The sequence below is a fragment of the Mycobacterium sp. E183 genome (assembly GCF_001667735.1).
GTDB lineage: Bacteria > Actinomycetota > Actinomycetes > Mycobacteriales > Mycobacteriaceae > Mycobacterium.
Map to the genome: position 1 here is coordinate 74,385 of NZ_LZJN01000130.1, position 23,648 is coordinate 98,032.

Consider the following 23,648-nt stretch of genomic DNA (forward strand, 5'->3'; position numbering starts at 1 on the left):
ACCCAGCGGGCGTGAGCCCAATCGCTGCTCGCGGGCGGTGTCCGGCAAAGTTCACGCCGGGGCCGTGGCCCCCGGCCGGGCACGCCCTAGTCTGGTCACGTGTCAACGGACCGGCTGTACTTTCGCCAACTGCTCTCCGGCCGCGACTTCGCCGCCGGCGACATGTTCGCGACCCAGATGCGCAACTTCGCCTACCTGATCGGCGACCGCCAAACGGGCGACTGCGTGGTGGTCGACCCCGCGTACGCGGCCGGTGATCTTCTCGACACGCTCGAGGCCGACGGCATGCACCTGTCCGGAGTGCTGGTGACCCATCACCATCCCGATCACGTCGGCGGATCGATGATGGGCTTCTCGCTGCAGGGCCTGGCCGAGCTGCTGGAACGCAAAGCTGTGCCGGTACACGTCAATACCCATGAGGCGCAATGGGTTTCGCGGGTGACCGGGATCAGCCTCGGGGATCTCACCGCCCACGAGAATCACGACAAGGTCAGCATCGGGGACATCGAGATCGAGTTGCTGCACACGCCCGGCCACACGCCCGGCAGTCAGTGCTTCCTGCTCGACGGTCGCCTGGTCGCCGGTGACACGTTGTTCCTGGAGGGCTGCGGGCGCACCGACTTTCCCGGCGGCGACTCCGACGAGATGTACCGCAGCCTGCAGCAACTCGCGACACTGCCCGGTGACCCGACGGTCTTTCCGGGGCACTGGTATTCGGCGGAGCCGAGCGCTTCGCTGTCGGAAGTCAAGCGTTCCAACTACGTGTATCGCGCCGCGGACCTCGCCCAATGGCGAATGTTGATGGGCGGCTGACGGTCGCTCGACCACAACGGGCCGGCCACCGGCCTGTGATATAAGCGGAGGGTGGATTCCATGGGGTGGATCCAGGACAGCTGGCACGGGATCACAAACGTCGGATCCAGCACCTGGATTGCGTGGGCGGCGTGGGCGGCGATTGCGCTCGCCGCCATCACCCTGGTCTTCACCAACAGGCAGATCACCCGCAACCGCCGGCTGGCCGCGGAGCAGACGCGCCCGCAGGTCTCGATGTTCATGGAACCGCACCCCGCCGACTGGCACGTGATCGAGCTGGTGGTGAGGAACTTCGGCCAGACCGCGGCGTACGACGTCACATTCTCGTTCGTCAACCCGCCGACGGTGGCCGAGTACGAGAACGCGACCGACGGCTACGCCGACGTCGTCGAACTGCGGCTCCCCCGCGAGCTGCCGTACCTCGCCCCCGGCCAGGAATGGCGGATGGTGTGGGATTCGGCGCTGGACCGCGCCGAGATAGGCAGCGGCATCGAGTCCCGCTTCACCGGCACGATCAGCTATTTCGATCAACCCGAGCGTCCGCGCGGCTGGCGGTTCTGGGAACGCGACCGCCGTCCGCTGGAAACTCAGGTGACGCTCGACTGGGATTCCCTGCCGCCCGTCCAGCGCATCGAGCTGATGACCACCCATGATCTGGCGAAGCGGGAGAAGCAGAAGCTGGAGCTGCTGCGCGGCCTGCTCACCTACTTCCACTACGCGAGCAAGGAAACCCGCCCCGAGGTGTTCCGCAGCGAGATCGAACGGATCAACGGCGCCGTGCGGGAAACGCAGGACAGATGGCGCACCCGCCAGCTCGACGACCCCACCGATGTCAGCCTGCGCTGGAGTGAGGCCCCGGACGACCTGGGCAAACACCACAGCCAGCCGGCGTGACGGCAAGGAGCCCAGCAACGATGAGCGGCCCGGTCCACTACAGCCTCAAGGATTCGATCGCGGTCATCCGGATGGACGACGGCAAGGTCAACGCCCTGGGCCCGACGATGCAGCAGGCCCTGGGCGAGGCGATCGACCGGGCCGAGGCGGACGACGCCGGGGCGCTGGTGATCACCGGCAACGAGCGGGTGTTCAGCGGCGGGTTCGACCTGAAGATCCTGACGTCCGGCGAGGCGCAGCCGGCGATCGACATGCTGCGCGGCGGCTTCGAACTGTCCTACCGGCTGTTGTCGCATCCCAAGCCGGTGGTGATGGCCTGCACCGGCCACGCCATCGCGATGGGGGCGTTCCTGCTCGCGTCGGGCGACCACCGGGTGGCCGCGCACGCCTACAACATCCAGGCCAACGAGGTGGCGATCGGCATGGTCATCCCGTACGCCGCCCTGGAGATCATGAAACTGCGGCTGACGCAGTCGGCGTACCAGCAGGCCGCCGGGCTGGCCAAGACGTTCTTCGGCGAGACGGCGCTGGCCGCCGGCTTCGTCGACGAGATCGTGCTGCCGGAGATGGTGGTGAGCCGCGCCGAGGAGGCCGCGCGCGAATTCGCCGGCCTGCGCCAGCACGCCCACGCCGCAACGAAACTGCGCGCCCGCGCCGACGCGCTCAAGGCCATCCGCGCGGGGATCGACGGCATCGAGGCCGAGTTCGGCCTTTAGGCGCACGGGCGCGCTGCGCCAACGCGACGCTGAAGGATGAGCTGAACGGCGAACGCGGTGGCCGCTGCTGGCCGCCACCGCGTTCCCTTCGCCTCCTCGACGCCAGTGTGACACGCGCGCGAAGCGTCGTCACTTCACCGGTTCCGCGCCGCCACCGGAAAGCGCCGGGTCTACCGGTTCGGTCGCAAGCGTTATTCAGTTCGCCGCCGAAACCCATTGATAGGGAAGGAATTTCCCGTCAAGGGTCACCACGACGCGATCACCGGACGGGTGCGGCTTCTTCTGCAGGTCGACGCTGAAGTTGATCGCGCTCATGATGCCGTCGCCGAACTGTTCGTGGATCAGCTCCTTGATGGCGCCGCCGTAGACCTGCAGGGCCTCGTAGAAGCGGTAGATGGTCGGGTCGGTCGGCACCGCGGTCGGCAGCCCGCCACGCATCGGCGGCGCCGCCAGCACGGGTACCACCGACTCGTCCAGTCCGAGCTTCTCCACGAGAACCCGGGCCGGCTCGGGGGGAATGGGGTGTTGACCCAGCAGCGCCGCGGTGGTCCATACCACCGGCCTGCCGATGGCGTCGGCCAGCTGCTGCCACGTCAGGCCGCGCCTCAGCCGCGCCAGGACGATCTGCTCAGTGATCTCATATCTGTTCATAGCCCCCAAGCATGCCCGGGACCGGGGGCGCGTACCTCCGGGACCGCCGGCGCTCACGCCGGCTTCGTCGCGGTGACCAACCGGGTGGCGAACCACGGACCGCCGTAGTACATGCGCCATCCGAGGTTGCGGCGACGCACGTTTCGCCAACCCAGCTCCCGTAGGTGCGCGGCGTGCTGACGGGTCTCCCAGAGGTCCGCGATCGCCAGCCGGCCACCCGGGCGCAGCACCCGAACCGCCTCGTCGAGGGCCTTGCGCCGGCCCGCGCGCGTCGGAATGTTGTGGATGGCTAGGTTGCTGACGATCACGTCGACGCTCGCGTCGGCGAACGGCAGGGCGGTCATGTCGGCGGTGCGCACCTCGACGCGATCGGCGACGCTCTCCAACGCCGCGTTGGCCAGGGTCGCCTCCGGGGAGTTGTCGGTCTGGTCGGCATGCCACAGATCGACCCCGATCGCGCGGCCCCGCGGCAACCGCTTCGCCGCGGCCAGCAGCACCGCCCCCCGTCCGCAACCGAGGTCGAGCACCGTTTCGTCGCCCGTAAGCCGAAGCTCGTCGAGCACCCGCGCCCACACCACGAACTTGCCCACCCGCGTGGCGTAAACGTAAAGGGTTGCGCTCGAAGCGATTCCGGCCGCCGACGTCGCCGCCAGCGCGGCGGTCAGCCGCTTGCCGCGCGCCCAGCTCAGCGCGGCCCACCCGGCCAGCGCGGCGGTTTGGGCGGCCAGACCGATCGCCTGCAAGCGCACGGAGAGGGTGTGAAACGAGCCGTCGATTCCGTAGTCGCCCCGGTGGTCGTGCACGGTGACGAGCCTACGGCGGCTTGCCTCACCAACGCCCGTGGTGGACCACCTCGGCGAAGGGGCGCCGGTTCGGCTTGCGGATCGGGGTGAGCGGACGGTCGGCGGGATACCCGACGCCGAGCAGAAAGGCGACCAGCCGGTCCCCGGGGACGCCCAGGATGGCGCGCGCCTTCTCCTGGTCCCCCACCGACGAGTGGCCCGCCCCGATCCCCAGGTCCGTGGCCGCGATCATCATCGCCATCGTGGCCTGGCCGACGTCGTAGTTGTCGGTGATCACCCGGCGCTCATCGGGCGGAACGGGCACGACGATCGCGATCGCGGCCGCGGCGGCGGCGATGTGACCGGCCCCCTGCCAGACGGTCGACAGCTCCTGCAGCTGCGCCCGGTCGGTGACGATCACGAAGTCCCACGGTTGCCGGTTCTTCGCCGACGGCGCGCGCCAGCCGGCCTCGGCGATGCGGTTCAGGTCCTCCTCGGAAACCGCCTCCGGCCGGTACTGCCGGACGTTGCGCCGGGCGCGTATCGCGTCCCAAGCCTCCATGTATCCCTCCTCGTTTTCCACCTGACCCCCGGTAAACAGGGGTAACGTCGTCGGAATTCCCCGCGTACGGGCACGCCGAAGTTTTATTCCGGCCCATTCGGGAAGCCATGGTGAACCAGCTGCGCCGCGCGCTCGTGTACAGCTGAATGGCCCCGGATGCAGAAAGGCGCGTAGCCGGCATGACTGAGAACCTGACGCCGCATTTCGAAGACGTCCAGGCACACTATGACCTCTCCGACGACTTCTTCCGGCTTTTCCTCGACCCCACGATGACCTACAGCTGCGCATACTTCGACCGCATGCGCGACATCCCGCTGGAAGAGGCGCAGCTGCGCAAGATGGACCTGGCCCTGGGCAAGCTGGGGTTGCGGCCCGGGATGACCCTGCTGGACGTCGGCTGTGGCTGGGGCGGCACGATGCGCCGCGCGATCGAGAAATACGACGTGGACGTCATCGGCCTGACGCTGTCCGAGCACCAGGCCGCCCACGTGCAGAAGCTGTTCGACGCGATGGACACCACGCACAGCAGGCGGGTGCTGCTGCAGGGCTGGGAACAGTTCGACGAGCCCGTCGACCGGATCGTCTCCATCGGCGCGTTCGAGCACTTCGGCTACGACCGCTACGACGACTTCTTCCAGAAGGCCTACCGCGTCCTGCCCGACGACGGGGTGATGCTGCTGCACACGATCACCATGCTGACGCCGGAGCAGATCGTCGAGCACGGCCTGCCGATGACCGAGGAGCAGACCAGCTTCAACAACTTCATCGCCACCGAGATCTTCCCGGGCGGCCAGCTGCCGCCGATCGAGATGGTGGAGTTCCACGCCTCGAAGATGGGGTTCAACCTGGCCCGCAGGCAGTCGCTGCAGCTGCACTACGCCCGCACCCTCGACCTGTGGGCGGCGGCGCTGGAAGCCCGCCACAGCGAGGCGGTCGCGATCCAGTCCGAAGAGGTCTACCAGCGATACATGAGGTACCTGACCGGTTGCGCCAAGGCATTCCGGGACGGCTACATCGACATCAATCAGTTCACGCTGGCCAAGTAACCCACTCGTGTCGGTGTCCGGGGCTATCGTGGCACCGCGATGTCGCTTCATCTCCACCGCGCCGAGCGCACCGACCTCCTTGCCGACGGCCTCGGCGCCCTGCTGGCCGACCCGCCGACCGACCCCTTCACCGAGGAACTGGTGCTGGTGCCGGCGCGCGGCGTCGAACGCTGGCTCAGCCAGCGGCTGTCACATGTGCTCGGCCGCGCCCGCGGCGGTGACGGGGTGTGCGCCGGGGTGGCGTTCCGCAGCCCGGCGTCCCTGATCGCCGAACTCACCGGCACCGCCGACGAGGACCCGTGGTCGCCCGACGCGATGGCGTGGCCGCTGCTGGCCGTGATCGACTGCTCGCTGGACGAGCCGTGGTGCCGCACGCTGGCAACGCATCTGGGTCACTTCGCGTCGACGGAGGCGGAGGCCGAGCTGCGCCGCGGGCGCAGATACTCGGTGGCGCGCCGGCTGGCCGGCCTGTTCGCCTCGTACGCCAGGCAGCGTCCGGGGCTGCTCGCCGATTGGCTGGCCGGCGAGCGGGGCGACCTAGACCCCGACCTGGCCTGGCAGCCCGAGCTCTGGCGGGCGCTGGTGGACGCGGTGCCCGCCGATCCCCCGCACGTCCGCCATCAGCGGGCCGTGACCCGGCTCCGCGGGGGCCCGGCCGACCTGCCGGGGCGGCTGTCGCTGTTCGGGCACACCCGGTTGGCGTGCACCGACGTGGAGCTGCTGGACGCGTTGTCCACCCACCATGACCTGCACCTGTGGCTGCCGCATCCCAGCGACGAACTGTGGCGCGCGCTGGCCGGCGCCCGGGGGGCGATCCCGCGGCGCGCCGACACCGGCCACCGCAGCGTGAACCATCCCCTGCTGGCGACGCTCGGGCGCGACCTGCGCGAGCTGCAACGCGGCCTGCCCCCCGACCCGCACACCGACGAATACCTGCCCGCGCCGGAGCGGCCCGACACGCTGCTCGGCTGGCTGCAGTCCGACATCGCCGCGAATGCCGTTCGGCCACAAGGGCGTACGCTCGCCGACGACGACCGATCGGTGCAGGTGCACAACTGTCACGGTCCGGCGCGCCAGGTCGACGTCCTGCGCGAGGTCCTGCTCGGCCTGCTGCAGGACGACCCGACACTGGAGCCGCGCGACATCCTGGTGATGTGTCCGGACATCGAGACGTACGCGCCGCTGATCGTCGCCGACTTCGGGCTCGGCGACGTGGTGCGCGGCGCGCATCCCGCGCACCGGTTGCGGGTGCGGCTCGCGGATCGCTCACCGCTGCAAACCAATCCGCTGCTCGGCGTCGCCTCGCAATTGCTGGCGCTGGCGGGCAGCCGGGTGACCGCCAGCGAGGTGCTCGACTTCGCCGAGGCCGCGCCGGTGCGGGCCCGCTTCGGTTTCACCGACGACGACCTGGAGGCCATCACCCGCTGGGTCCGCCAGGCCAACATCCGGTGGGGGTTCGACCAGGAGCACCGACGGCCCTACCACGTCGACTTCGTACACAACACTTGGCGTTTCGGCATCGACCGGGTGCTGGCCGGCGTCGCGATGTCCGACGACTCGCACGCTTGGATCGACGCCACACTGCCCCTGGACGACGTCAGCAGCAACCGCGTCCAATCGGCCGGCCAGCTCGCCGAATTCGTGTCGCGGCTGCAGCGCGTGGTCGACTCGCTCACCGGCACCAGGCCGTTGCGCGACTGGCTGGCCGCGCTGGCCGACGGGATCGAGCTGTTGACCCGTGTCGACGACGCGGACCTGTGGCAGACCGGCCAGATGCAACGGGAATTCGCTTCGACGCTGGCCGACGCCGGGCCGCGGGCCGACACACCGCTGCGGCTGCCCGACATCCGGGCGCTGCTGCAGGGACGCCTGGCGGGGCGCCCGACGCGCGCCAACTTCCGCACCGGCACGCTGACGGTGTGCACGATGGTCCCGATGCGCTCCGTGCCGCACCGGGTGGTGTGCCTGGTCGGCCTCGACGACGGGGTGTTCCCCCGGCTCGGCGTCGTCGACGGCGACGACGCGCTGGCGCGCGACCCGATGACCGGCGAACGCGACATCCGCTCCGAGGATCGGCAATTGCTGCTCGACGCGGTCGGCGCGGCCACCGACAAGCTGGTGATCACCTACACCGGCGCCAACGAGTACTCGGGCCAGCCGCGCCCACCGGCGGTGCCGCTGGCCGAACTGCTGGACACGCTGGACATGACGGTGTCGGGCGAGAAGATTCGCGGGCGCATCCTGGTCGAACATCCGTTGCAGCCCTTCGACATTCGCAACGTCATCCCGGGCAGGCTGGTGCCGACGGTGCCCTTCAGCTTCGACCCGACCGTGTTGCGGGCGGCCAGGGTCGCCGCGGGCGAGCGGGGCGAGGCACCCCGGTTCATCGCGGGACCGCTGCCGCCACCGCCCGCCGACGACGTCATCCTGGCCGACCTCGTCGGCTTCTTCAAGGATCCGGTCAAGGGCTTCTTCCGCGCGCTGGACTTCACCCTGCCGCGGGACGTCGACGGCGTGCAAGACGCGATGCCCGTCGACCTCGACGCCCTTGAGGAGTGGACCGTCGGCGACCGGATGCTGGGCGACATCCTGCGCGGGTGGACGCCGGACGATGCCCGGCAGGCCGAGTGGCGGCGGGGCACGCTGCCGCCCGGCCAACTGGGCTGGCGCACCGCGACGGAAGTCCGCGACCAGGCCGCGCTGCTGGCGGCCAAAGCGCAGCAATACCGGGGGGCCGACGCCCGGGCGTATGACGTCGACGTCGATCTCGGCTCCGGGCGCAGGCTCACGGGCACGGTGTCACCGGTGTACGGCGAGCGACTGGTGTCGGTGACATACTCCAAGCTGGACGGCAAGCACCTGCTCGAGGCGTGGATCCCGTTGCTGGCCTTGATCGCTCACGACCCGGGCCGGGACTGGTCGGCGGTGTGCGTCGGCCGCCTGAAGCGGGGCACCACCCCGCGGGTCGAGGGGTTGGGACGGCCGCGCGACGACGCCCTGACACTGCTGCGCGAGCTGGTGGCGGTCTACGACGCGGGCCGCCGGGAGCCGATTCCGTTGCCCATCAAGACGTCCTACGCGTGGGCGGCCGCGCGGCACTGCGGCGACGATCCGCTGCGCGAGGCGCAGTACCGGTGGAAGTACGAGCACGAGGAGCCGGCGCACCTGCGGGCCTGGGGCAAGAACACCCGGCTGTCCGATCTGATGCGGCCCGTGCGGCCGGGTGAGGAGTTCGACGGCGAAGACACCCGGTTGGGCGCCTACGCCGCGCGGGTCTGGCTGCCGATGCTGCGGGCCGAAAGGAAGCCCTGAGATGGGGCAGGTGACAGAGCGCTTCGATCTGCTCGGCCCGCTGCCCGCCGATCGGTCGACCACGGTGCTGCAGGCCAGCGCGGGCACCGGCAAGACGTTCGCGCTGGCCGGCCTGGTGACCCGCTACCTCGCCGAGGGCGCCGCGACGCTGGACCAGATGCTGTTGATCACGTTCGGCCGGGCCGCCAGCCAGGAGTTGCGTGAACGGGTCCGCGGCCAAATCGTCGCCGCGGTGGCGGCTTTCGACGACCCGTCGGCCGCCGGGGACAACCAGTTGGTGACATACCTGCTCGACGGCACCGACGAGGAACGCGCAGCGCGCAGGCAGCGGCTCCGCGACGGGCTGGCGGGCTTCGACGCGGCGACCATCGCCACCACCCACCAGTTCTGCCAGCTGGTGTTGAAGTCACTGGGCGTGGCCGGCGACACCGCCGCGAACGTCACGCTGCTGGAAAGCGTCGACGAGTTGATCGTCGAGATCGTCGACGATCTGTACCTCGCCCACTTCGGGCGCGAGCGCGACGATCCGGCGCTGGCCTATCGCGAGGCGCTGCGCCTGGCGCGCGAGGTCGTCAAGAACCCGTCGACGCAGCTGCGGCCGCTGAACCCCGAACCCGGATCGCGGGCCGCCGTCTGCGTGACGTTCGCGAAAGACGTTCTGGCCGAACTGGACACCCGCAAGCGCCGGCTGGGCGTCCTGGACTACGACGACCTGCTGAGCCGGCTCGCCGACGCGCTGGCCACCGACGATTCCCCCGCGCGGGTGCGCATGCACCACCGCTGGCCCATCGTGATGGTCGACGAGTTCCAGGACACCGACCCGGTGCAGTGGCAGGTGATCGACCGCGCGTTCAGCGGGCGCTCCACGCTGATCCTGATCGGTGATCCCAAGCAGGCCATCTACGCGTTTCGTGGCGGCGACATCGTGACCTATCTGCGGGCGGCCGAGACGGCGGGCGAGAAGAGGACGCTGGCCACCAATTGGCGCAGCGACGCGGCGCTCGTCGAGCGCCTGCAGGTGGTGCTGCGGGGCGCCCAACTCGGCGATCCCGCGATCGTCGTGGACGACGTCGACGCCTACCATCGGGGCCACCGGCTCGCCGGCGCCCCGCACAACGACCCGTTCCGGTTGCGGGTGGTCCAGCGAGCGACCCTGGGGCGCAGCGGGATTCAGAACCTGCCCATCGACGAGCTGCGAGCCCACATCGGCGCCGACCTGGCCGCCGACATCCGCGCCCTGCTGGCGGCCGGCGCGACGTTCGCGGGCAGGCCGCTGCAGGCCCGCGACATCGCCGTGATCGTGGAGAAGCACAAGGACGCGGCCGCCTGCTTCAAGGCGTTGTGCGACGCGGGCGTGCCGGCGGTGTACACCGGCGACTCCGACGTTTTCGGCTCGGACGCGGCCGAAGACTGGCTCTGCCTGCTGGAGGCGTTCGACCAGCCGCACCGCCCGGGAATGGTGCGCGCCGCGGCGGCCACCATGTTCTTCGGCGAGACCGCGCAATCGTTGGCGGCCGGCGGTGACGCGCTGACCGACCGGGTCGCGGAAACCCTGCGGGAGTGGGCCGGCCACGCGCGCGAGCGCGGCGTCGCCGCCATCTTCGAGGCCGCGCAGCTTTCGGGGATGGCCGACCGGGTGCTGGCCGCCCGCGGCGGCGAACGCCACATGACCGACCTGGCGCACGTCGCGCAGCTGCTGCAGGACGTCGCCCACCGCGAGCGCTCGAGCCTGCCGGCGCTGCGCGACTGGCTGCGCAGGCAGCGCGAGGAACGCGCCGGTGCGCCCGAACGCAACCGGCGCCTGGACAGCGATGCGGCCGCGGTGCAGATCATGACGGTGTTCGTCAGCAAGGGCCTGCAATACCCGATCGTGTATCTGCCGTTCGCGTTCAACCGCAACACCCAGGACCGCGACGTGGTGTTGTTCCACGACGCCGGCGTGCGCTGCCTGCACATCGGCGGCAAGGACAGCCCGGACTTCAAGGCCGTCGAGGTACTCGGCCGCAAGGAGGACGCCAGCGACGACAGCCGCTTGACCTATGTGGCCCTGACCCGGGCCCAGTCGCAGGTCGTCGCGTGGTGGTCGCCGGCGTTCGACGAACCCAACGGCGGGCTGTCGCGGCTGCTGCGCGGCCGGCGGCCTTCAGAGCCGTGCGTGCCCGACCGATGCGAGCCGGCGAAGATCCCCGACGACGACGCCCTGGACCGCTTGCGCGAATGGGAGGCGGCGGGCGGCCCGGTGATCGAGCGGTCGGTGGTGGCCGCCGCGCCGTCCGTGCCGCCGGCGCCGGTGCCGGCCGACCTCGACAGCCGCCACTTTCACCGCGCCATTGACACCGGGTGGCGGCGCACCTCCTACTCCGGCCTCATCCGGGTCGCGGAAAACTCCGCGGCCGCGGGCGTCAGCAGCGAGCCGGAGGTCACCGAGCTGGACGACGAGGCCGGCGAAATACCGTTGGCGCAGAACGCGTCCGGGCGCCAGGTGCCGTCGCCGATGGCGGACCTGCCGATGGGCGCGAAGTTCGGCACGCTGGTGCACGCCGTGCTCGAGACGGCCGACCCGCTGGCCACCGATCTGGCCGCCGAGCTCGAGGCGCACATCCGCACCCACTCGGTGTGGTGGCCGGTCGACGTGCCCGCCGACGAGCTCGCGGCGGCCATGGTGCCCATGCATGACACGCCGCTGGGACCGCTGGCCGACGACCTGACGCTGCGGCGCATCGGGCTCTCGGACCGACTGCGCGAGCTGGACTTCGAATTCCCGCTCGCCGGTGGCGATCTGCGTTCCACCGCACCCGAGATCCGGCTGGCGGACACGGCCGCGTTGTTGCGTGCGCACCTACCGGCCGATGACGCGCTGGCGTCCTATGCCGACCGCCTGGCCAGCCCCCCGCTCGGCGACCAGCCGTTGCGCGGCTATCTGACCGGTTCGGTCGACGCCGTGTTGCGGGTGCCCGACGGCGGGGGGCACCGCTACCTGGTGGTCGACTACAAGACCAACTGGCTCGGCGACCCCGACCGGCCGTTGACGTCCGCCGACTACGACCGGCCGCGCTTGGTCGAGGCGATGCTGCATTCGGATTATCCGCTGCAGGCGCTGCTGTACAGCGTTGTGCTGCACCGGTTCCTGCGGTGGCGCGTGCCGGGATACGACCCCGAGGCGCATCTCGGCGGTGTCCTGTACCTGTTCGTGCGCGGAATGTGCGGCGCGGCCACCCCCGTGGTCGGCGGTCATCCGTCGGGAGTGTTCAGCTGGCGGCCGCCCGCCTCGTTGACAGCCGAGCTGTCGGACCTGCTCGATGGGAGGGCGGTCGCGTGACGCTGGAGGCGATCACCGCCGAGGGCCTGCTGCGGACGTACACCGACGCCGGCGTGTTCGAGGCCGCCGACGTCCATGTGGCGCAGCGGCTTACGGCGCTCGCGGGCGAGCCCGACGAACGGGTTGCGCTGGCGGTCGCGCTGCTGGTGCGGGCGCTCCGCAGCGGTTCGGTGTGCGTGGACCTGCGGGCGGTGGCGGCGCAAGTCGGCGCCGCCGACCTGCCGTGGCCCGACCCGGCCGCCTGGATGGCCGCCGTGCGCGCCAGCCCGCTGCTCGGGTCCCCGCCGGTGCTGCGGCTGTTCGGTGAACTTCTGTACCTGGACCGGTACTGGCTCGAGGAACAGCAGGTGTGCGCCGACCTGCTCGCGCTCTCCATGCCCGGGGTAAGGGGCGACGCCCCGGACTTGGATCGGCTTTTCCCCCCGGGTTACGAGGAACAGCGTGCGGCCGCGGAAATAGCTGTCTCGCAAGCGGTTACGGTGCTTACGGGGGGCCCCGGGACGGGCAAGACCACGACGGTGGCGCGGTTGCTGGCGCTGCTCGCCGCGCAGGCCGAGAGCGCCGGGTTGCCGCGGCCCCGAATCGCGCTGGCCGCACCGACGGGCAAGGCCGCGGCGCGGCTCGCCGAGGCGGTCGCCGCCGAGGTGCAGAGGCTGGACGCGGCGGACCGGGGCCGGCTGGCCGGGCTGCCGGCGACGACGCTGCACCGGCTGCTGGGTTCGCGGCCGGATACGTCGGTGCGGTTCAAGCACAATCGCGGCAACCGGCTCCCGCACGACGTGATCGTCGTGGACGAGACGTCGATGGTGTCGCTGACGATGATGGCCCGGCTGCTGGAGGCGGTGCGGCCCGATACGCGGCTGATCCTGGTGGGCGACCCCGACCAGCTGGCCTCGGTGGAGGCCGGCGCCGTGCTGGCCGACCTGGTGGACGGGCTGACGGCGCGAGCCGACGTGCGGGTGGCGGCGCTGCGCACACCGCATCGATTCGGCGAGTCGATCGGCGCGCTGGCCGAGGCGATCCGGGTCGGCGACGCGGACCGCGTGATGGGGCTGCTGCGGGCCGGCGGCGAGCACGTCGAGTGGCTCGATTCCGACGGGCCGGCCGACCGGCTGCGCCCGGTGCTGGTATCGCACGCGCTGCGGGTGCGGCAGGCCGCCGTCCTCGGCGCCACCGGGGCGGCGCTGGCGTCACTCGACGAGCACCGGCTGTTGTGCGCGCACCGGCGCGGCCCCTACGGAGTGTCGCACTGGAACCGGCAGGTAGAGCGCTGGCTCGCGGAGGAGACTGGTCAGCAACCGTCGTCCGCGTGGTATGCGGGCCGGCCATTGTTGGTGACCGCCAACGACTATGGGCTCAAGGTCTACAACGGCGACACCGGGGTGGTCGTGGTCGGCGACGACGGGTTGCGGGCGGTCATCGCCGGCGCCACCGGAACGTTGAGCTTCGCGACCAGCCGGCTCACGGACATCGAGACCATGCACGCCATGACGATCCACAAGAGCCAGGGCAGCCAGGCCGGCGAGGTGACGGTGCTGATGCCGCCGGAGGATTCGCGGCTGCTGACCCGGGAGTTGTTCTACACGGCCGTGACCCGGGCGAAGGCCAAGGTCCGGGTGGCCGGCACCGAGGCGTCGGTGCGGGCGGCCATCGACCGCCGGGCGGTGCGCGCGAGCGGGCTGGCCCAGCGGCTGCAGTCGTCCTGAGTGCGGCGTCGCCCTAGTGCGCGCCTCCGGATTGCGCGCCGGCGGCCATCTGCTTGAGCATCACGTCGTGGATGATGTCGATCCGCGAACGGGCCTCCGCGCAGACATACGGGTCGCGGATCACGGTGAGTTGGTTGTCCTGCTTGGATTCTCCGCCGGTGGACCAGTTGGTCGAACCGGTGATGACGTCGACGCCGTCGATGATCACCATCTTCAAATGCATGATCGCCGACTTTTCGCTGTGCCCGATGGCGATGCTGTTGCCGATCTTGTCATTGAGCCACGGGGCCAGCAGAGCCCGCTCGGACTTCCCCGCGGCCTGGGTGGAGTCGAGACTCATTTGCACGTACATCTTTTCGTCCTTCAGCGCCGACTGCAGCACCGAATTCAGTTCGGCGTCATCGTAGCCGTACATCGCCACCACGATGCTTTTGTTGGCCGACGTCAGCAGGGCCTTGAGCGCCTCGTGCACCTGGTCGACCGGGCTGTAGAAGGTTCGCGTGTCGTCGGGGTAGCCGGGCGGGAACGGCGCGGCTTTGTATTGGTCCAACTCGGTGAGCGAACGCAGTGCCATGGCGGTTTCTCCTTTACATCGCGGGAGACGTCCAGTCGGCCGGGTCGGCGCTGAGCCGTTGCGCCTCCTCGGTCAGGTTCGGTAAGTAGCCGGGGTTGTCGCGACGGCGCACCAGCACGCTCGGATGCACCAGCGCGTCGGGACCCATCGGCCGGCGCCGGCAGCCGACCAGGTACCAGAGCTTGCCGTTGTGGTGGATCGGCGCGTCCGCGAAGTCTTCGGTCACCGCGCACTGCTGCCGGTAGGCCGCTGCGTCGATCGCGAGTTCGCCGGCGATTCCGTCGGTGACCCACTTCAGCGCGATCGTGGCGAGCCGGTGATCGGGCATGAACGTTCCGCCGACGTCGGCGTGCACGCCGGCGAACCAGCGTTCCTCCAGCCCCAGCGGATGGCGTTCGACAAGGTATTCGCGATAGGGCCGGCGACGTTCGTCGATCGAGACGGCGTGGCGGATGCGCGCGACGTTGGGCAGCGAGCGGGTGTAGGGCCAGCGCAGGTTGCCGAACCGCAGGAAGCCGGCCGCCTTCACGGTGTCCCACAGGCCGAGGTAGGCGACCGGCACCGCGTGGTGCCAGACCTGATTTGGGCTGTTCTGCCGCACAGTCGAAAACAGCGGCTCGCCCTCGGTGCGCCAGCAGAACGCGCGGGCGAACTCGGCCCAGTGGGCGTACTCGTCCTCGGTGAAATATCGGTTGATGGCGTACTTTTCGACCGCGTACGGCAGCAGGTTCTCCGAACCGGGCCGCAGCAACCCCGGCCGCAGCAGCATGCCGGCCAACGCGCGCGCGGTGTAGGCGCCGCGGCTGAAGCCGAAGATGTAGAGCGCGTCGCCCGGGCGCCAGTGCTGCATCACGTACCGGTACGCCTGCGCCACATTGCCTTTCAGGCCCAGGCCGAACGCCTTCTCGACCAGCAGGTCGATTGTGCGCGACAGCGACGAGTGCGCCGATGCGGGCGCCAGCGTGCCGACGCCGGGGTCGTAGTAGGCGAGTTGGGCGGCCGGATCGTCCTTGTCCAACATCTCGAACAGCTTGGCGACATTGGTGAGGTTGCCGGCCCCGATCTGGTTGGCGGTGCCGTCGAGGCAGACGACGATCCGCTTGCCGCGCGGTCGCTCAGGGTGCTCGGACATCTCGAAGAACGCCTCTCACAGGTATGCGACTCCCTGATGTGTGGCACTCTACGACGGCCGCGCACGGTGCGGAAGAATCGCGGTCAGCATGGACAACAACAACGACGACGACTCCGCGCCGGCACCGGCACCCGCATCCCGGCGCGTCCACATCGTGCGCCTCGGCGTGTTCGTCGCCTTCCTGCTCCTGATGTTCTACCTGGTGGCCATCGCGCGCGTCATCCACGTGGACGACGTGCGACGCGTGGTCTCCGCGACGGGGCCGGCCGCGCCGCTGGCCTACGTGCTGGCGTCGGCCGTGCTCGGCGCGCTGTTCGTGCCGGGCTCGATCCTGGCCGCGGCCAGCGGACTGCTGTTCGGCCCCCTCCTCGGCATCTTCGTGACGCTCGGCGCGACGGTAGGCACCGCGATCGTCGCGAGCCTCATCGGCCGGCGGGCCGGGCGCGACAGCGCCCGGGCGCTGCTGGGCACCAAACGCACCGACCGCATCGACGCGCTTATCGAGCGGCGCGGGCTGTGGGCGGTCGTCGGCCAGCGATTCGTCCCGGGCATCTCCGATGCGCTCGCGTCGTATGTCTTCGGGGCGTTCGGGGTGCCCTTGTGGCAGATGGTCATTGGCTCGTTCGTCGGTTCCGTGCCGCGCGCGTTCGTCTACACCGCGCTGGGCGCGTCGATCGGCAACCGATCGTCGCCGTTGGCGTACGCGGCGATCGCGGTGTGGTGCGTGTCGGCGATCGTCGGCGCGTTCGCCGCGCGCCGCGGATTTCAACGGTGGCGCGCCCACGCGCGCGGCGCCCAAGGAGAGGGCGGCGACGACGATGCACCTCAGCGGTCCGGCCGCCACCGGTAGATGACAGCGTCGCGGTGGTGAGCGGCTCGAGGCAGCGAGGCAACCCCCGACGCTGGTCAGCCCACTCGGATGACGATCTTCCCGAGGTGCGCGCCTTCCGCGATTCGGTTGAACGCCGCTGCGGCATCATCGAATTCGAAAACCCGGTCGATCACCGGCTGCATTCCCGTGGCGCCGACTGCGCGCACCAGTTCCTGCGTATCGCCGCGGTCCCCGACCGTGATCGACCGGGTTGTCGCGCCGGCGCCCTTGAGGAGGAAGTAGTCGATGCCGGGGTTGGCTTCACTGAGGAAGCCAATCAGCGTCACCTCTCCGCCAATCGCGACCGCCCGTAAAGACTGGTCGATGGTGGCTGGGCCGCCGACTTCGACGACGCGATCGACGCCTCGGCCGTCGGTCAGGGCGCGGACCCGCTCACTCCACTGCGGGTGGTCGCGGTAGTTGATGACATCGTCGGCCCCCAACGCCGTCAGGGCCCGTGCTTTCTCGAGGCTCGACGTCGTCGCGATGACCCGAGCACCCAGCAGTTTGGCCAGTTGAAGGGCGAAGACGGAGACACCGCCCGAACCGAGGGTCAACACAGTCTGGCCGGCGCGGATCGGCGTGGGGCCGCCCAGCGCATTCCAGGCGGTGACAGCCGCGCAGGGCAGTGTCGCTGCCTGTTCGTCGGTCAAGGCGTCCGGCGTGGCTACCACCGATTCCCGCGATACCACTTTGTATTCGGTGAGCCAGCCATCTTGCCCGCTGCCGTAGCTGTCGGAGTTCGCCGTCGCCGGTAGCGGGCCGCCGAACCACCTGGGCTGGAATATGCTCATGACGCGGTCGCCCGGGTGGTAGTCGTCAACGCCTTCACCGGCCTCGGCCACTTCGGCGGCAGCGTCGCTGCACGGCACGAGACCGGACTTGCTGTCGCGCACGTAGCGCCCCAGCGGGATCGCGATGTCGCGATAGTTCAGTGACACCGCCCGGATCTTGAGCAACAGTTCACCGCGTTGCGGGGCGGGGATGGGCTCGTCACTCATCTCCAGACCGTCGAGTCCACGTGAGTTGTCGAATCGGTATACCCGCATCGGGGCGCTCCTTACCTGGGGCGGTGCGCTAGGGCGTGACCACGTGAGCGCGCGATCCACTACCGCGGATGCCGCGCCCTGCTCTAGCTCTGCGGGCGCTCCGCGGCCACGAACAGGTTGCCCGGCACCGCATCCGCGACCTCCTTGGCCGCCGTGCGCCCGTAGCCGGCCATCAGCTCGTCGGCCGGCGTGACCGTCACGCTCCAGCCGTGGCGGCGGAACCAGTCGCCGACGTCCTCGCGCTCCTCGAAGTACCACAGCTCGTCGGTCCTCGGCACCTGCCGGTCCGGGTCGACGCGCGCCATCAGTGCGCGGACCCGGTCCATCCGCTCGCGACGCTTGGCGCGGAACTCGGGGTCGAGGAACTTCGGTCCGAGCGCCTCCACGGCCACCCGGCTGCCGGGGGCGGTGAGCGCGTGCACGCGGTCGAACAGCAGCTCCTGGGCGGTGGCCGGCAGGTAGGGCATCAGCCCCTCGGCGGACCACACACTGGGCGCCGACGGGTCAAAACCCGCGTCGCGCAAGGCCGTCGGCCAATAGTGGCGCAGGTCGACCGGGACGGCGATCCGGTTGCACGCGGGCTCTGCCCCGTGTTCGGTCAGCGTCGACAATTTGAAGTCCAGCACCCGGGGCTGATCCAGCTCGTAGGTCGTCGTCCCGTCCGGCCAGGACAGCCGCCAAGCCCGCGCGTCCAGGCCCGCGGCCAGGATCACCGCCTGACGAATGCCGGCGCGCGTCGCGGCGAGGAAGAACTCGTCGAAAAACGCCGTCCGCGAGGCCATGTAGCCGACCATCGCCTGCATCTGCAGCGGCAATTCGGGTTCGGCCTCGATGAGTTCGTCCGGTAGCTGCGGTGCCGAATGCCAGTTCCACACCCCGTCGCCGGCGGCGTCGAGGAAGACCTGCGCGAACGGGTCCCGGATCAACGGGTTGTCGCTTCGCGTCTCCGCGGCCCGCGCCGACGCCACGCCCAGTGCGGTGGCCCCCACGCTCTCGGTGATCTCCCAGCTGTCGTTCTCCGTCCTGGCCACGCGCATCCCCTCGAATCGATAGTTCGCCTACATACTCGACCGTACGCGCGCCGGATGGGTGGGAGCTATCGCGTAACCGGCTATCCGGTTAAGTTGTCGGCGAGCCGGCAAGCGGCAATTGTTTGCGGCGCCGAACGGATCCGAAGGATCGTTACACCATGCGAGTCGACGGGCGCGAGGTCATCGTTTCCGGCAGCTTGCTGCAGCCGCTGACCCGCCGCACCAACGACATACTGCGGCTCGCGGCGAGCGCGACCTTCCTCGCCGTGGTGATCACGAGTTCGCTGATCACCCGGCCGCAGTGGGACGCGCTGGAGAAGTCGATCTCGCAGATCGTCGGCGTGCTCTCCCCGCGGCAGTCCGATTTGGTGTACCTCGCGTACGGCGTGGCGATCCTGGCCCTGCCGTTCATGATCCTGATCGGCCTGGTCGTCGGCCGGCAGTGGAAGCTGCTCGGGGCGTACGCGGCCGCCGCGGTGCTCGCGGCGCTACCGCTGTCGATCGGCGGCAACGGGTTTTCGGCGCCCCGCTGGCACTTCGACCTCTCCGAGCGGCTGCAGACCGTGCTGGGCCAGTTCCTCGACGACCCGCGCTGGATCGGCATGCTGGCGGCGGTGCTGACCGTCTCGGGGCCGTGGCTGCCCGCGCGGTGGCGGCACTGGTGGTGGGCGCTGCTGCTGGCCTTCGTGCCGATCCACCTGGTGGTCAGCGCCATCGTGCCGGCGCGCGCCCTGCTGGGCCTGGCGGTCGGGTGGCTGGTCGGCTCGCTGGTGGTGCTCGTGGTCGGGACCCCCGCGCTCGAGGTGCCGCTCGAGGCCGCGGTCCGCGCGATGGCAAGGCGCGGGTTCGTGGTCACCCGGCTCACCGTGGTCCGCCCGGCCGGCCGCGGCCCGCTCGTCCTCTCGGCCGGCTGTGCGGAGCCAGACGGCGCCGCGGTCGTCGAGTTGTACGGACCGCATCAGCGCAGTGGCGGCGCACTAAGGCAGCTCTGGATAAAGCTGCGGCTGCGCGACACCGAGACCGCGCCGCTGGTGACCTCGATGCGCCGCGCCGTCGAGCACCGCGCCCTGATGACGATCGCCATCGGGGAGGTGGACCTGGCGAACACCTCGACGATCGCCGTCGCCACCCTCGACCGAGGCTGGATTCTGTACTCGCACAAGCCACCCCACGGCCTGCCGCTCGGTCGGTGCGCACAGTCGACCCCCGTGGACCGGGTGTGGAGGTCGCTGCGCAGGCTCAACGACCAGCAGATCGCCCACGGCGACCTGCGCGCCAACGAGATCACCTTCGATGAGGGCACGGTGCGCTTCGGTGGCTTCCACAACGCCGAATACGGTGCCAGCGAGGCCCAACTGCAATCCGACATCGCGCAGCTGCTGGTGACCACCTCCGCCCTGTATGACCCCAAATCGGCGGTGGCCGCGGCCATCGACGCGTTCGACAGGGACACCATCCTGAGCGCGTCGCGTCGGTTGACGAAAGTGGCTGTGCCGCGGCTCATTCGGAGGTCCGTCCCGAATGCGGGCGCCGTCATCTCGGCGGCCCGCGCGGAGGTGAAGCGCCAGACCGGGGCCGACCAGATCAAGACCGAGACCATCACCCGGTTCACCCGCAGCCAGCTCATCCAGCTGGTGCTCTTCGGCGCGCTGGTGTACGTCGCCTATCCCTTCATCAGCACCGCGCCCACGTTCTTCTCCCAGCTGAGGTCCGCCAACTGGTGGTACGCGCTGCTCGGCTTGGCGGTGTCGGCGCTGACGTACCTCGGCGCGGCCGCGGCCCTATGGGCCTGCACCGACGGGACGGTCAACTATTGGCGGCTGTCATTCGTCCAGGTGGCCAACACCTTTGCCGCGACCACCACGCCAGCCGGCGTCGGCGGGCTCGCGCTGTCCACCCGGTATCTGCAAAAGAGCGGCCTGTCGGCGATGCGAGCCACCGCGGCGGTCGCGCTGCAGCAGGCCGTGCAGGTGATCGTGCACCTCTTGCTCTTGATCTTCTTCAGCGTGGTCGCGGGCGCGTCGATGCACCTGTCGCACTTCGTGCCGAGCGCCACGATGCTGTACCTGATCGGGGGCGTGGCACTCGGCATCGTCGGCACCTTGCTGTTCGTGCCGAAGTCGCGGCGCTGGCTGGCCACCGAGGTGCGCCCGAAGCTGAACGAGGTGACCGGCGATCTGGTGAAGCTGGCCCGCGAGCCGCGGCGACTGGCGCTGATCCTGCTCGGTTGCGCGGGAACGACTCTCGGCGCGGCGCTGGCGCTGTGGGCCAGCGTCGAAGCGTTCGGCGGCGGCACGACGTTCGTCACCGTCACCGTGGTCACAATGGTCGGCGGGACACTGGCCTCCGCCGCGCCGACACCCGGCGGCGTCGGCGCCGTCGAAGCGGCGCTGATCGGTGGCCTGGCCGCCTTCGGCGTTCCGGCGGCCGTCGGGGTGCCGTCCGTGCTGCTGTACCGGGTGCTCACCTGCTGGCTGCCCGTGTTTGTCGGCTGGCCCGTGATGCGCTGGCTGACCAAGAACGAGATGATCTAACGGGCGCTGAGCGCGCTCACTCGCTCCCTGCCTGCACGACCACGAGAATCGTTGACGTGCGGGCGCTTTCGCCGACCCTGGAAGTCAGGTTGACCAGGTAGTACTCCTCGGGCACCGACCGTGCGACCGCGATCGGAACGTCGACGGTCGCCGACCCGTCGGCGGAGAATTGGCCAGCCGTGGGCGTCACGGTGATCCCGCGGTCCGAGGCGGCGCCGGTGACCGTGTAACCCCCGTCGCCGGCCATCCGTTGCGCGTCGAGTCTCACCGTGCCCGTGCTCCCCGGCGCGATCGTGACCACCGGGTTGGCGACGTTGACGGTCACCGCCGAACCACCCGCGCCGAAGGACGGGGGCGCCGCCGATTCGCTTGTACCCCAATGCTTGTCGGGGTAAGCGCCCAGCGAGAACGCCAGTTCGCCCCCCGTGCGGACGAACGACTCGGGCAGCCACGTGTTGTCGGTGGCGCGACCGTCGACGCGCAGGCCGCTGATGTACCTGAGGTGGTACGGTCCGGACGCGCCGGGCGCCGAGATCCGGATGGCTTTGCCGTGCGGGAGCGCGATCACCGCGCGGTCGAAAAGCGGTGCGCCGACGGTGAGGATCGCCGTTCCGGGTGTGCTCGGGTAGAGCCCCAGCGCCGCCCAGACATACCAACTGGCCATCGCGCCGAGGTCGTCGTTGCCGGGCTCGCCGTCCGGCGTCGGGCCGAACAGGCCCCGCACCCGGTCGACCGTGTGTTGCGCCTTCCACGGCTGACCGATGTAGTTGTACAGCCACGGCACCCCGAAGCCCGGTTCGTTGCCGGCCCACAGGTAGGGCTCGTTGGGCCCGACGTTGAGTCTCTCGGTGAAGGCGTCGAGGCGCGCGGCCACCGCGTCACGGCCGCCGAGCGCGGTCACCAGGCCGGCCACGTTGTGCGGCACCCACCAGACGTACTGCGCGGCGTTGCCCTCGTCGTAGCCGATCTGGCCGAAACTCGACTGGGGCTCGACGAAACCCGGGCCGTCGCGGAAGAATCCGGTCCAGCTGCGCGGTGAGACGTAACCGGTGCTCGGGTTGAACAGGTTCTGCCAATACTGCGACCGGGCTTGGAATTCGGCGGCCGTGGCGTCCTCGCCGAGCGAGTCGGCGAATCGCGAGATGGCGAAGTCGTCGACCGACCATTCCAGCGTGATCGACGCGTCGGCGATCCAGCCGTCGAGGCCGAATTCCTGCGTGAAGGGTGCGTAGCCGCGCTCCAGGTAGGTGGCGATGCCCGGCCGCTCCACGTATTTGTTCAGCCCGACCCCGCCTTTCGTCGCCGCATTCACCATGTAGCGCAGCGCCGTTCGGGTGTCGAAGTTCTCGGCCCCGAACGCGTGGAGGTTCACGATGAGCGGCACGACGTTGTCGCCGCTCATCTCCGCGGTCGCGGCGTTGGCGAACGCCCAGCGCGGCAGCGCGCCGCTCTGCTCGGCGTCGTTCACCAGCGATTGGGCCATGTCGCCGGCCCGGTCTGGAAAGAGGAGCGCCTGCAACGCCGCGAGGCAGCGGTAGGTGTCCCAGTCGGAGAAGTTGGCATACTGCGTCCGCCCCGCGGCCACGGTGTGCACGGCGCCGTCGAACCCGACGTATCGGCCGTCGGCGTCGTTGAAGGTGTTGGGGTGCAAGAGGGATCGGTACAGCGAGGTGTAGAACGTGTCCAGGTCGTCGACATTGCGGCCGGCGACGGCGATGCGTGACAGGCTGGCATTCCATTCCCGCGACGCCGCGGCGCGCACGTCGTCGAAACTTGCGCCGCCCTCGGCCGCCAAATTCGCCCGCGCCCCGTCGACGCCGACGTAGGAGATCGCGGTACGCACCTCTAGCACCGAGCCGGGCGGGAACTGCACGTATCCGCCGCTGTACGGGGAATTCGCGCTGCGGGCGCCGGGGTAAACCGCGAAGCCATCCCATGCGCCGTAGGCGGTGAACGGCTGGCTGAACTTCATCGCGAAATAGACCGTGTACGTGTTGTTCTTGCCGCAGAATCCGCCACTGGTGGCCCAGCCCGTGATCGTCGTGTTGTCCTCGCCGATCTGAATGGTTGCGCGGGAGTTGCCGGCCAGCGATGCGCCGGATCGCACCTGAAGCAGGGCGGGGCGGCCGTTGTGCGGGTAGCTGAACCGGCCGACGCCGGTGCGCGTCGTGGCGGTGAGTTCGGCCTTCACCCCGGTATCCGGAAACCGCACCGTGTAATAGCCCGGCACACCCTGTTCGGTGTCGTCGTGGGCGATCCGCTCCCAGGACTTCCAGGGTTGCATGCCAATTCCGTTGCCGGTCGGCAACATCGAGATGTCACCGAACGCCGCGCAGCCGACCGAGGCGTGGGTCATGCTGAACCCGCTCGCGCGCGGGTTGTCGTAGTTGTAACCGGCGTAGTTGCCCACCGTGTCCGGTGAGTACTGCACCATTCCGAACGGCACGGTGGCGCCCGGGAAGTTGTTGATCTCCCCCACCGTCCGGCCGCCCGTCCCGGTGCCGATGAGCGTGGCGACGTGGTCGACCGGGCTGGCCACCAATGTGGGCTCGCCGTCATAGGCCATCGGCGGCGCGGCAGCGATGAACGCCATGAAGACGACCGACGCCGCGAGAATCGCGACGATGGTCCTTCGTGCCCGCATACCTGTCTCTTA

At 69.9% G+C, this 23,648-nt stretch carries 17 protein-coding genes; 9 read left to right on the forward strand and 8 right to left on the reverse strand.

Annotated features, from left to right (window positions below; all coding sequences use genetic code 11):
* Positions 1 to 99 precede the first annotated feature (99 nt).
* Genes A5691_RS13630 through A5691_RS13640 form a run of 3 tightly spaced genes read left to right on the forward strand, consistent with a single transcriptional unit; the run spans position 100 to position 2,423 of the window.
* On the forward strand, positions 100 to 813 hold the full coding sequence (locus A5691_RS13630; protein ID WP_067780484.1) for an MBL fold metallo-hydrolase: 714 nt from the start codon (positions 100 to 102) through the stop codon (positions 811 to 813).
* 60 nt (positions 814 to 873) lie between these two features.
* Entirely contained in the window at positions 874 to 1,707 is an 834-nt protein-coding gene (locus A5691_RS13635) for a hypothetical protein (protein ID WP_067780481.1), read from the forward strand.
* A gap of 20 nt (positions 1,708 to 1,727) precedes the next feature.
* Complete coding sequence (locus tag A5691_RS13640; RefSeq protein ID WP_068018962.1) at positions 1,728 to 2,423, forward strand: crotonase/enoyl-CoA hydratase family protein; 696 nt, start codon at positions 1,728 to 1,730, stop codon at positions 2,421 to 2,423.
* A gap of 195 nt (positions 2,424 to 2,618) precedes the next feature.
* On the opposite strand, the gene cynS is transcribed toward A5691_RS13640, so the two are convergent.
* Genes cynS through A5691_RS13655 form a run of 3 tightly spaced genes read right to left on the reverse strand, consistent with a single transcriptional unit; the run spans position 2,619 to position 4,418 of the window.
* The gene (gene cynS / locus A5691_RS13645) at positions 2,619 to 3,074 is read right to left on the reverse strand and encodes a cyanase (protein ID WP_068018965.1); all 456 of its coding nucleotides are present in this window, start codon (positions 3,072 to 3,074) and stop codon (positions 2,619 to 2,621) included.
* Between the two features lie 53 nt (positions 3,075 to 3,127).
* Entirely contained in the window at positions 3,128 to 3,877 is a 750-nt protein-coding gene (locus A5691_RS13650) for a class I SAM-dependent methyltransferase (protein ID WP_068018967.1), read from the reverse strand.
* Between the two features lie 25 nt (positions 3,878 to 3,902).
* Positions 3,903 to 4,418 carry a nitroreductase family protein gene (locus A5691_RS13655; RefSeq protein WP_068018973.1) on the reverse strand — a complete coding sequence of 172 codons (516 nt, stop codon included), beginning with the start codon at positions 4,416 to 4,418 and terminating at the stop codon, positions 3,903 to 3,905.
* 179 nt (positions 4,419 to 4,597) lie between these two features.
* Here A5691_RS13655 and A5691_RS13660 point away from each other — a divergent pair, with 179 nt between their 5' ends.
* The 4 genes from A5691_RS13660 to recD are packed head-to-tail and all read left to right on the forward strand — an operon-like array spanning position 4,598 to position 13,801.
* Complete coding sequence (locus A5691_RS13660; RefSeq protein ID WP_067757383.1) at positions 4,598 to 5,464, forward strand: cyclopropane mycolic acid synthase family methyltransferase; 867 nt, start codon at positions 4,598 to 4,600, stop codon at positions 5,462 to 5,464.
* Positions 5,465 to 5,503: 39 nt separating this feature from the next.
* The gene (gene recC, locus A5691_RS13665; RefSeq protein WP_068018971.1) at positions 5,504 to 8,776 is read left to right on the forward strand and encodes an exodeoxyribonuclease V subunit gamma; all 3,273 of its coding nucleotides are present in this window, start codon (positions 5,504 to 5,506) and stop codon (positions 8,774 to 8,776) included.
* A gap of 1 nt (position 8,777) precedes the next feature.
* Positions 8,778 to 12,095, forward strand: a complete 3,318-nt coding sequence (gene recB / locus A5691_RS13670; protein WP_068266646.1) for an exodeoxyribonuclease V subunit beta — start codon at positions 8,778 to 8,780, stop codon at positions 12,093 to 12,095.
* Positions 12,092 to 13,801, forward strand: a complete 1,710-nt coding sequence (gene recD, locus A5691_RS13675) for an exodeoxyribonuclease V subunit alpha (protein WP_068016744.1) — start codon at positions 12,092 to 12,094, stop codon at positions 13,799 to 13,801. Before recB ends, recD begins: the two co-directional genes overlap by 4 nt.
* 13 nt (positions 13,802 to 13,814) lie before the next feature.
* On the opposite strand, the gene A5691_RS13680 is transcribed toward recD, so the two are convergent.
* Positions 13,815 to 14,375, reverse strand: coding sequence for a phospholipase D-like domain-containing protein (locus A5691_RS13680; protein ID WP_067783283.1), 561 nt, complete (start codon positions 14,373 to 14,375; stop codon positions 13,815 to 13,817).
* A gap of 13 nt (positions 14,376 to 14,388) precedes the next feature.
* Positions 14,389 to 15,507 (reverse strand): DUF2235 domain-containing protein, encoded by a 1,119-nt coding sequence (locus A5691_RS13685; RefSeq protein WP_068016747.1) that lies wholly within the window; start codon positions 15,505 to 15,507, stop codon positions 14,389 to 14,391.
* Between the two features lie 88 nt (positions 15,508 to 15,595).
* Between A5691_RS13685 and A5691_RS13690 the strand changes: the two genes are divergently transcribed.
* Entirely contained in the window at positions 15,596 to 16,357 is a 762-nt protein-coding gene (locus A5691_RS13690) for a TVP38/TMEM64 family protein (protein ID WP_068016750.1), read from the forward strand.
* A 56-nt stretch (positions 16,358 to 16,413) separates the two neighbouring features.
* On the opposite strand, the gene A5691_RS13695 is transcribed toward A5691_RS13690, so the two are convergent.
* Both A5691_RS13695 and A5691_RS13700 read right to left on the reverse strand, forming a co-directional pair.
* Entirely contained in the window at positions 16,414 to 17,337 is a 924-nt protein-coding gene (locus A5691_RS13695) for an NAD(P)-dependent alcohol dehydrogenase (protein WP_231972830.1), read from the reverse strand.
* Between the two features lie 173 nt (positions 17,338 to 17,510).
* Entirely contained in the window at positions 17,511 to 18,458 is a 948-nt protein-coding gene (locus A5691_RS13700; RefSeq protein ID WP_068016768.1) for a class I SAM-dependent methyltransferase, read from the reverse strand.
* Between the two features lie 158 nt (positions 18,459 to 18,616).
* Between A5691_RS13700 and A5691_RS13705 the strand changes: the two genes are divergently transcribed.
* Positions 18,617 to 20,992: a lysylphosphatidylglycerol synthase transmembrane domain-containing protein gene (locus A5691_RS13705; protein ID WP_067754749.1), complete on the forward strand. Its 2,376-nt coding sequence runs from the start codon at positions 18,617 to 18,619 to the stop codon at positions 20,990 to 20,992.
* A 16-nt stretch (positions 20,993 to 21,008) separates the two neighbouring features.
* Here A5691_RS13705 and A5691_RS13710 read toward each other — a convergent pair whose 3' ends face one another.
* Positions 21,009 to 23,636 (reverse strand): GH92 family glycosyl hydrolase, encoded by a 2,628-nt coding sequence (locus A5691_RS13710; RefSeq protein ID WP_068016753.1) that lies wholly within the window; start codon positions 23,634 to 23,636, stop codon positions 21,009 to 21,011.
* Between the last annotated feature and the right edge of the window lie 12 nt (positions 23,637 to 23,648).